Source organism: Mesorhizobium sp. WSM4822 (genome assembly GCF_055811155.1).
The window spans coordinates 1-9,029 of the sequence record NZ_JBVVQM010000042.1 but is presented as its reverse complement, the minus strand read 5'-3'; the positions used below and the strand labels follow the sequence as shown (position 1 = coordinate 9,029).

Sequence of the window (9,029 nt, the reverse complement as noted above, 5' to 3'; positions counted from 1 at the left end):
ACAAGCGGTGCAAGATATTGGTCGACTGGTTTCTCGCCCAGTCCGAAGAGCTGCGCCTGTGATTTCTGAGCCGGCTGGTGCCGGGAGCTCACGTCCCAGCTCGCATCGGGGCGGTCGGACATAAACTGGGTTTAGACCCAGCGAAAACTTTTAGGTATTCTCATCGCGTCCGTTGCTGCCTACCATCAATTTTATGGTGAGTAGCCGCCCATTCCAGGCGGAACATCTCGATTTCGCATAGTGGGTCCGCTGATTACTCCAGCACCGCAGGTGAGGCTAATATGGACGCTGACACACCCACAATTCGACGCCGCGGCGGCCGATCTTCTGTCGTAGCGGCGCGGGAAGCCGAGAAAAGGCCACGCGTTTCCACCATAAAGTATGGCATTCGACCAGTAGAGGTCGTCTTTGCAGAACAGTTGGAGCGCATTCACCAAGCGTCCCTGGCAATTCTGCGCGAGGTCGGCATCGAATTCAGGGATGAAACGGCGATAAGGCAGTGGAAGGAGGCCGGCGCCGATGTCAAGGAGCATCGCGTCCGCCTCGAAGGCGAGATGGTCATGGACCTCATCGCCAAGGCGCCATCCCGCTTTGAGATGACATCCCGCGACCCATCGCAGCGCTTCGAGATCGCGCTTGATACGATGACATTCGGAGCCATGCAGGGCGCTCCCAATGTCCGCGACCTGCAAGGCGTCCGTCGGTCATCGACGATCGCGGATCTTCGCGACATGAACCGGCTTACGCAGATGCTGCCGGGCTTCCACATCGCCGGAGGGTTTACCTGCGAGCCAACCGACATTGCAGTGCCATGGCGCCACCTTCACATCAATCATTCAAGTCTGGTCGAGACGAACATGCCTTTCTTCGGTCTTACGACGGGGAGGGAGCGAGCCGAGGATTCTATCGCGATGAGCCGAATAGTCCATGGCAAGGAATTCATGGACCAGAATGCTGTGATGATGGGGCATGTGTCGGGAAATTCGCCCTTGGTCTGGGATTCAACGATGCTTGAAGGGCTTCGCGCTTTCGTCGAAGCCAACCAGGTCGTCTTGCTGTCACCCTTCGTCCTCGGCGCAGCTAACACTCCCGCAGACGTCCCCGCCACGATTGCGCAGTTGAACGCAGAAGCGCTCGCCGCGCTCGCCTATACTCAACTGGTCGTGCCCGGCGCGAAAATGATTTATGGCCAATACTCGGTTTCGGTGTCGATGCGCAGCGGCGCCCCGATGTCCGGGATGCCTGAGGTCACCTTGCTCAACGCCGTCATCGGCCAGCTCGCCAGGCGGTATGGTGTGCCGTGGCGAACCACTGCCTCTCAGTCGTCCGCCAAGACTTTCGATGCGCAGTCCGGATACGAGTCGGCGATAGCTTATATGTCGGGCGCCAGCGCCGGCGCGAACCTAATGATGCATGCCGGCGGCTGGGATGAGGCCGGCCTGGTGTGCTGCATGGCCAAGTTCGTGGCGGACGCGGAGCAGAATTTGCTGATCGAGAAATATGCGAAAGGGGTATCCTTCGACAATTTCGACGAGGCGCTTGAGGCTGTCCGACGGATCGGCCCCGGCGGGCACTATCTCGGCGACTCCTTTACCCTCAAACACTTCAAGGACGCTTTCTTCGCCCCAGAGATACTCGACTACCTCAGCTACGAGCAGTGGAAGGTCAAGGGCTCGAAAGATATGGCGCAACGGTGCCGGGAGAAGGCCAAATCGATCATCGACAGTTACGAGCAGCCGCCTTTGGATTTGGCCCTGCGAGAAGAACTCGATGCATACGTTGCCAAGCGGCAGGAGCAAATCTCGCCGAGCATTGCCTAGGCTGCGATGCCCTCTCCATCGCAAAGTATGGGGCGTCTTAGGCGGCATTATTGAGAACGGTCGAGCCACGCCTTCCAAGCGCTTCGTGCAAAAGGTTTGGGTGGCAGCCGGAGTAACTCCCAAGGCTTCACCGGAAGCCGGGTCGGCACCCCATCGAGCATGGGGTGCCGACCTCCTTGAAATCAAGCATTGAGATCCGACATGGCTGATGAAGAGATCATCCTTTCCGAGCTTTCCGACGAGGAACTCGTGCAGCAGATGCACGACGACCTCTATGACGGGCTGAAGGAAGAAATCGAACAGGGGACGCATATTCTCCTCGATCGCGGATGGCAGCCTTACAAGGTGCTGACCGAAGCTCTGGTCGAAGGCATGCGCATCGTCGGCGAGGATTTCCGCGACGGTATCCTGTTCGTTCCCGAGGTGCTGCTGTCGGCCAACGCCATGAAAGCCGGTATGTTCATCTTGCGACCGCTGCTTATCGCCACCGGCGCGCCCAAGCAGGGCAAGATGGTAATCGGCACCGTTAAGGGCGACATCCACGACATCGGCAAGAATCTCGTCGGCATGATGATGGAAGGCGCCGGCTTCGAGGTCATCGATCTTGGCATCAATAACCCGGTCGAAAAGTACATGGCAGCCTTGGAGGAGCATCAGCCAGACATCATCGGCATGTCGGCGCTGCTTACCACCACCATGCCCTACATGAAGGTCGTCATCGACACGATGAAGGAAAAAGGTATCCGCGACGACTATGTCGTGCTGGTCGGCGGCGCACCGCTCAACGAGGAATTCGGCAAGGCCGTCGGCGCCGATGCCTATTGCCGGGATGCGGCCGTGGCGGTCGAGACCGCCAAGGGTTTCATGAAGCGCAAGCACAACGTTCGCGCTTGACCTTTGAGAGCTCCGATCTCGCGACGGCAGGTTGATACCTTGCACCGACCGGCGCAGCATTTTGGTACCTCGAAGAACGGATTAGAAACATGAATGCGCCATTTGCAGCGCCCAGCCGTTCAGGCCCAGTGCTTTGGGACGCCGCCAAGAACGTGATGGATGTAAAAGCCGATGAGTGCCGACTGGTGATCTTGGCGCTTCCGGGTTTCTCTCTACTCAGTCTCTCATCGTTCGTGGACCCGCTTCGCCTTGCGAATTCGATTTTGGGACGTTCATTTTTCGAATGGTCTCTGCTGAGCCAAGACGGTCAGCCGGTACGATGCGCCAGCGGCTTTGGCCTGTCGGTTGACAACGACTTCAAATACGCAAATCAATTGATTATGTCCGGCAATCGGCCAACCATGGTAGTGGTGCTAGCTGGGGAAATGGTCGAAAAGCAGGTTTCGGCCTCTGTTATCAATGTTCTTCGTCTTTACAGACGTCACGGCGTTCCCATAGCCGCCTTGGGTACAGCAACCTGGCTGCTGGCCGAGATTGGAATGCTCGATGGCGTCCCGTGTACAATTCATTGGGACAAGCGTGCCGCGTTCGCTGAAACATTCGGGCGCCCGCAAGTAACGGACCGCCTCTTCGTTCGAGATAGCCAGCTCGTCACGTGTGCAGGTGAGTTCGCGTCGTTCGACTTGGTGATGGAGTTTATCAGCGAACATCTTGGCAAGGACATTGCAGTGGCTGTGTGTCGGCACACCACCGCAGGGCATTGGCGTTCGAGCTCCGAAAGGCAGTCGGCGGTCGGCTCTAATGAAGGCATCTGCAAGCCGGTCGCTGAGATAATTCGCATCATGGAAGAACATGTCGAAGACCCGATGCCACTGCGTGACATTGCCAGGTGCGTCGGTCGCTCGCAGCGTCAGATCGAAAGGCTGTTCGCGCGATCATTGTCCATCTCCCCGATGCGCTACTACCTCCATGTGAGACTTTCCCGAGCCAAGCGTCTTGTCGAACAGACCGAGTTGCCAATTGTTGAGATCGCTGTCGCTTGTGGGTTCGCATCGGCCTCGCATTTTTCCAAGTGCTTCCGCCTTGCCTTCGGCGCCAATCCCAATGCCTACCGAGCCTAGACTTGCTCTAGCGCGCTGAGCCCAGAAAGCACCCGGCCAGATAAATCCTCTTAATACCGCGCGGTATTTTTTCCGCATATGAAAGTCAGTGAATCTCGGCCTTTATCATTCAAAACTCATCCAAGCACTAACCTAGGGAACGCCTCTCCATGTCATCTTTCTCGGTCACGACGCACAAAATCGATCCCAGCCGGCGTCCTGCGGGGTTGAAACCTGATGGGAGCATCGATGACAATGATCGCGTGGAAATCGGGCCGACCGATGTCGCCTTTGCCGAGTGGTCGGCGCTGGGGTTGACGCCGCCGAATCTGGTGAGAATGCGCGAGACGCGGCTTGCCCGCATCGTTCAGCAGCTGCGCCAGCGCGACTACGCGGGCGTGCTGTGCTTTGATCCGCTGAACATCAGATACGCGACCGACTCCTCGAATATGCAACTCTGGATTACGCACAACGCCAATCGGGCCGCGTTCATATCTGCGGATGGATATGTTGTTATCTGGGATTTGCACAATTGCGAGCACCTCTCGGCACACCTCCCACTTGTTAACGAAGTCCGGGACGGGGGCGCGGCCTTCTACTATTTCGCCGCTGGTGATGCGGAAGATGTGATCGCCAAGCAATTTGCCGGGCAGGTCGACGAGCTTCTGCGCCGAAGCGGCGGCAAGAACCGCCGTCTGGCTGTCGACAAAATCGAAATCCCTGGTCTTCGCGCGTTGGATGAAATCGGGATTGAAGTCTGCAACGGCATGCAACTCATGGAGCATGCAAGGTCCATCAAGGGGATTGACGAGATCAACGCCATGCGCTGCTCGATCGCGACTTGCGAGATTGCCGTCGCCAAGATGCGCGAGCGCTTGCAGCCGGGTATAGCCGAAACGGAACTGTGGTCGGTGCTTCATGCCGAAAACATCGCCCGGGGGGGTGAGTGGATTGAAACGCGTATCCTCACTTCCGGGCCGCGCACCAATCCATGGTTGGCAGAGGCAGGGCCGCGCCGTATCGAATCGGGCGACTTGGTCGCGTTCGATACCGATATGGTGGGTCCTTACGGCATGTGCGCCGATTTTTCGCGAACCTGGTACTGCGGCGATGGGAAGCCAACCGACGAGCAGCGCCGGTTGCATGCTCTCGCATATGAGCATGTGCAGACCAACATGGCTCTGTTGAAGCCCGGCGTGTCGTTCACGGAGATTACAGAGCGCGGCCACAAGCTGCCGCAGGAATTCGTCCACCAGCGCTACGGCTGCATGATGCATGGCATTGGCCTATGCGATGAATATCCTGCCATCCTTTATCCCGAAGATTTCATTCCAGGAGCGTTCGACTACACCTTGGAACCTGGCATGACGCTTTGCGTCGAGGCTTACATTGGAGCGGTTGGCGGGCGCGAAGGGGTAAAACTGGAGGAGCAGGTTCTGATAACCGAGAACGGCGTCGAAAATCTTACAAAATGTCCCTTCGACCCTGCTTTGATGGGCTAGATTTTCGACATCGGCGGCAGCCGACCAATAGCTTCGGCCGGACTGAGCAGATGTGAATGCATCAATGTCTGCTCAAGCTCTTCGTGGGGGGCCAGCAAGGCTGCGGAAGCCCAAACCGCCCGCCACTGCCAGGCACGCTCCCCCCGGAGGGAACTGCTATTAACGGACTATTGGGAGCGCCCGGTTCCTGGAGTGAGGCCCACTAATCTACGTCTGAGGCTAGCTATGATAACAGACGGTGCGAGCGCTGAATTCAAAGAACCTCAGACGGGGCGAACCGTAGAGAATGCCGGCACGGCCGCCGCCCGAGCGACCTTGGCGGCTTTTGCTCATCGGCTCGACTTGGTTCGCGAGTTCGTGGAGGCACCATTCGGCCGCCACAGCGCCGATCTGCGCTTTGTGCTCGATGTCATGCGTTCCCAACCGACGGCTGGCAAATGGTTCACGATAATGACCAAGCCCTACAGCGAGTGGCGGGCAGCACGCTGGTCGCCTGACGGCCAGGACATCGCCGAAATGGCGCCAGTCTGCTTTCAAACGCGTGAGGATGTCGAGCGCTGGGTTTTCAAACAGCGCTGGCGGCATCTGATCGGGGCACTCCCGCTGCAGGAAGATGATGATGAAGCCTGATCGCCCAGTGATCCTTGCTTATGCAGATCGCGACAGCGTCAAGCCAGGCGAAAGCATCGGCTTTGCTGTGAGCTGCGTGAGCCTCGACAACTTCGAGTGCGATTTCGTTCGCTTGCTTGGCTGTGATGCCGGACCGGAAATGCCGCCTTTTGACCCCACCGTGATGATGAAGGGCAAGCGTTATCCGGGTCGCGAGCAGCCCATCCGCCCCGGTTCCTACATTGAAGTGGAGGACTCGCAGCGTCTGGCGGACCTTGGGCCAACAACGCTTTGCGCCAACATTTTTCCGACCCGTATTAACGGCCAACCTCGTTCTCTGTTGAGCACCCTGACCGCAGACGGGCGCGGTGGGGTGGCCTTGCGGCTCGATGCGGAGGGCTGCTTGACCGCAATTCTTGCGGACGCCGATGGCGCCCGAGTCTATCGCGTAGATCAGCCCTTGTCTCTGCGTCGCTGGAGCTTCGTCGCGCTAAGCTATGATCCCAAGCGCCGTCATTTGCTTTTTGCGGTGCATCGCCTCGCTTCGGGAACGCATGACCACGCCGGCGCGAGTTGGCTGGCCGTGGATGATGTGAAGCCGCCGGCAAGCGGTGACGGTCACCTTCTATTGGCAGCCGAGCGGGGCGGAGACGGTTTTCCCTGCCACCACTTCAACGGCAAAATAGAACGTCCCCGCATCGTGGCTGCGGCGCTGTCCCTCGAGCAAATCAAGGAGTTGGCTGCGCGCAAGCCAAACGAACCGGTGGACTGGCCCTGCTTGGCCGATTGGGATCTGCTGAATGAACCCGCATCAGACGTGGTCCGAGATCGCTCAGGACTGGTTCATGACGGCTTATGCGTCAATCAGCCAGCCCGTGCTGTCCAGGGTTCGAACTGGGATAGCTCCACATTAGATTGGCGCCAGGCGCCTGAACAATATGGTGCTATCCACTTCCACCACGATGATATCGAGAGTCCCGGCTGGCAAGAAGACCTGCGGCTCATTGTGCCGGTCGACTGGCCGAGCGGTTGTTATGCCGCCCGTCTGCGGGGCGAGAGTGCTGAATTCTATGTGCCATTCTACGTCCGGCAGCCAGCAGGAGCCGCCCGTGACGTTGCCTTCTTGGCGCCGATCGCGACATACGCGGCCTACGTCAACATGCTGTCCCAACATCAAAGAATAGAGTACGGTCTCGGCTGTCTTGGCGTCACGTTCACCCCACTCGACCTTCTAGCTGTTGGGCTGCCAGGTCCCGGCAGATCGCTCTACGATCCGCACGAAGACGGCAGCGGGCGCTGGATCGGATCGCTTCGGCGGCCGGTGCTGAACCGCCAGCCTGGTGGGTGGCTCTGGAATTTTCAAATCGATCTTTGCCTTCTCGGCTGGCTTGCCCGGGCAGCTCCCGATCACAATGTCTTGACGGATGAGGAGCTTGACCGAGAGGGCGTTGCCGCCTTGGCGGGTTGTCGCGTGCTGGTCACTGGCAGTCACCCGGAGTATTGGTCTCAACCGATGCTGCAGGCCCTCGACCGTTTCCTCGCCCAGGGCGGTCGGCTCATGTATCTCGGGGGCAATGGGTTTTACCACACTATCGATTTTCATCCCCAAAGGCTCGGCTTGGTTGAGCTCAGGCGCCGCAGTTCAAAGATGGGCCGTGTCGACGCGGGCGACGCCTACAGCAGCTTTACTGGGCGGCTCTGCGGGCCATGGCGGGATCTGGGCAGACCCGAACAGTCACTCGTTGGAGTGGGGTATCGGACCGAGGCTTTTGACCGCTGCAGTTATTATCGCCGGCTCCCGGCCGGCGACGATCCGCGGGCGCGCTTCATTTTCGAAGGGGTCACCGAAAGCATCATCGGGGACTTCGGTGTATTGGGCGGAGCGGCGGGTCTCGAGGTCGACGTGGTGGACCAAGCGGTTGGAACCCCGCGTCATGCGCTCGTGGTTGCCGCTTCAGAGGGCCATACTAGCTCATACATACGCGGCATGAGCGGAAGCGAATACTTCACTGCGCTGTGGAACGACGCCCCAAGAGAGCCCATCCGTGCTGATATGACGTTCTTCGAGACACCCGCCGGCGGCGCAGTCTTTTCTGTCGGCTCGATAGCGTGGGGCAGCTGTCTCCCGCACGAGGGCTACGCCAATAATGTCGCCCGTCTCTCCGACAACGTGCTACGCCGCTTCCGAGATCCGAGCCCGTTTCAAATGCCGGACTGACAGGTTTGCGCGAATTATATCCTATGGGCGGCCCTGTTCGAAGGAGCATGAGAACGCCCTAGGCACAGCCCTTTGTCGCTTGCAGGAGAGAAGTTGCTTCGCGGGTTGTTGCACATCAGGGACTGTTGACCTGCCGCAGTCGAACGCTTCAGCGAAACTGAAAGCGATTCCACGGCAGACCGAGTTGGTTTCACATACCAAGATCAAACATCGGATACGCCTCAGGCAGCGAACTGGACCAACGGGGCATATTTGGCAGATTCCGACAGCGGCCTTCATGGTGGCGAGGTGACCGAACATAGGTCCGAGCGCTGCAAGGGAGCGCTAAGATTAGTCACCCGGTGATTTTGGCCTTTGCTCGAGCGCGCCGATGCTTAGTATCAAATCGCCCTCCCTCTGAATTCTCTTTCACCAACCTGGCTAAGGCCTGGTTTGCCGATCATCCATCGCAGCACTGCCGCTCACTCTCTACGCGCGCGCAAAGCCGCTGGAATATCTCTCTGTTGGTCGCGCGCCCCTTCTTCAAACGGGTACTCAGATGATGCCGACATCCGTAGGGCCGCTCTCACCTCCTAACGAGGTAGCGGAAACGGCTTGGGATGCCGGAAGCGCTCAAGCACGTTCCGCGTGACTCGCGAGACGTCGTTTTCATAATTGTCGATGGGCAGGCTCATGGGCCAGGAAATGGAGCCAACGGAAAAAACCGCTCCGCCGCCCGCGGTTTCGAAAAAGACGATGTCCGAGCGAACGTTTTTGTTCTCAGTCCCACCAATCATCCAATGCATCGCGCCAAACTCTTCCTTAGCCAGCACCATGTTGTCGGTATGATCGGTGGAAGTCGCTATCACGACAGCATGGCTTGGTGATCCCAAGGTCGGATCGAAGC

General features: G+C 58.6%; 7 protein-coding genes. 6 read left to right on the top strand and 1 reads right to left on the bottom strand.

Annotated features, from left to right (window positions below):
• The first annotated feature begins 281 nt into the window (after positions 1-281).
• From AC0L3E_RS34075 to AC0L3E_RS34050, 6 genes are all read left to right on the top strand, one after another.
• Positions 282-1,820 carry a trimethylamine methyltransferase family protein gene (locus AC0L3E_RS34075; RefSeq protein ID WP_473606834.1) on the top strand — a complete coding sequence of 513 codons (1,539 nt, stop codon included), beginning with the start codon at positions 282-284 and terminating at the stop codon, positions 1,818-1,820.
• 201 nt (positions 1,821-2,021) lie between these two features.
• Positions 2,022-2,714 (top strand): corrinoid protein, encoded by a 693-nt coding sequence (locus tag AC0L3E_RS34070; protein WP_473606833.1) that lies wholly within the window; start codon positions 2,022-2,024, stop codon positions 2,712-2,714.
• A gap of 89 nt (positions 2,715-2,803) precedes the next feature.
• Positions 2,804-3,835, top strand: coding sequence for a GlxA family transcriptional regulator (locus AC0L3E_RS34065; protein ID WP_473606832.1), 1,032 nt, complete (start codon positions 2,804-2,806; stop codon positions 3,833-3,835).
• 149 nt (positions 3,836-3,984) lie between these two features.
• On the top strand, positions 3,985-5,316 hold the full coding sequence (gene dddP / locus AC0L3E_RS34060; RefSeq protein ID WP_473606830.1) for a dimethylsulfonioproprionate lyase DddP: 1,332 nt from the start codon (positions 3,985-3,987) through the stop codon (positions 5,314-5,316).
• Between the two features lie 315 nt (positions 5,317-5,631).
• Complete coding sequence (locus tag AC0L3E_RS34055; RefSeq protein WP_473606829.1) at positions 5,632-5,946, top strand: N,N-dimethylformamidase alpha subunit family protein; 315 nt, start codon at positions 5,632-5,634, stop codon at positions 5,944-5,946.
• Positions 5,936-8,143 carry a N,N-dimethylformamidase beta subunit family domain-containing protein gene (locus AC0L3E_RS34050; RefSeq protein WP_473606827.1) on the top strand — a complete coding sequence of 736 codons (2,208 nt, stop codon included), beginning with the start codon at positions 5,936-5,938 and terminating at the stop codon, positions 8,141-8,143. The genes AC0L3E_RS34055 and AC0L3E_RS34050 overlap by 11 nt, the downstream gene beginning before the upstream one ends.
• Positions 8,144-8,715: 572 nt before the next feature.
• Here the strand turns inward: AC0L3E_RS34050 and AC0L3E_RS34045 are convergent.
• Positions 8,716-9,029 (bottom strand): N,N-dimethylformamidase beta subunit family domain-containing protein (locus AC0L3E_RS34045; protein WP_473606826.1); only part of this gene is annotated, 314 nt, incomplete at its 5' end.

Bases quoted from the DNA above. Each gene is read 5' to 3' on its own strand.
- AC0L3E_RS34050 (WP_473606827.1), top strand. From the start codon at position 5,936: ATGAAGCCTGATCGCCCAGTGATCCTTGCTTATGCAGATCGCGACAGC.
- AC0L3E_RS34075 (WP_473606834.1), top strand. From the start codon at position 282: ATGGACGCTGACACACCCACAATTCGACGCCGCGGCGGCCGATCTTCT.
- dddP (WP_473606830.1), top strand. From the start codon at position 3,985: ATGTCATCTTTCTCGGTCACGACGCACAAAATCGATCCCAGCCGGCGT.
- AC0L3E_RS34070 (WP_473606833.1), top strand. From the start codon at position 2,022: ATGGCTGATGAAGAGATCATCCTTTCCGAGCTTTCCGACGAGGAACTC.
- AC0L3E_RS34065 (WP_473606832.1), top strand. From the start codon at position 2,804: ATGAATGCGCCATTTGCAGCGCCCAGCCGTTCAGGCCCAGTGCTTTGG.